Genomic DNA, 733 nt, shown 5'->3' with positions numbered 1-733 from the left:
GGGGAATTCCAGATCGATGTTCCCCGTGACCGCAATGGTGAGTTTGAACCAAAGCTGATCCCTAAATATCAGCGGGATATTTCCGGGATTGAGGAGAAAGTGATCTCTCTCTATGCCCGTGGAATGAGCACAAGGGATATTCATGACCAGCTGCAGGAACTTTATGGGATTGAACTTTCCGCCGAAATGGTCAGTAAAATCACGGACAAGATCCTTCCGGAAGTGAAAGAGTGGCAGTCACGTCCGCTGAACCCTGTATATCCGTTTGTTTTTATGGACTGTATCCATTACAAAGTCCGGGAAGACGGCAGAATCCTCAGCCGTGCTGCTTATATTGTACTGGGAGTTACGGTGGAAGGCTATAAGGAGATTCTCAGTATTACCGTAGGAGCGAACGAGACCAGTAAATTCTGGCTTGGAATGCTCAATGACCTGAAAAACCGTGGTGTGCAGGATGTTCTGTTCTTCTGCGTAGATGGTCTTCCCGGATTTAAAGATGCAATTCAGGCTGTTTTCCCACAGGCACAGATTCAGCGCTGTGTAATCCATATGCTGCGCAATTCCTTTAAATATGTGAATTATAGCGATCTGAAGAAGTTTTCAGCAGACTTCAGGGCAGTCTATAATGCGCCCAATGAATCTGCGGCTCTTTCGGAATTGGAAACGATCAAGGAGAAATGGGGAAAGAAATATCCCTATGCGATCAGTAACTGGGAAAACAACTGGGAAGATG

General features: G+C 46.1%; 1 protein-coding gene. It reads left to right on the top strand.

Annotated elements, in window-relative coordinates; translation table 11 throughout:
• Positions 1-733: IS256 family transposase (locus B5G33_RS20935; RefSeq protein ID WP_143276568.1), on the top strand; the 733-nt coding region annotated here is incomplete at both ends.

Origin of the sequence: Blautia sp. An81 (genome assembly GCF_002161285.1) — a bacterium.
Lineage (GTDB): Bacteria > Bacillota > Clostridia > Lachnospirales > Lachnospiraceae > Blautia > Blautia ornithocaccae.
Note: the sequence above shows the minus strand (reverse complement) of the source record. Positions and strands in the feature narration are given on the sequence as shown.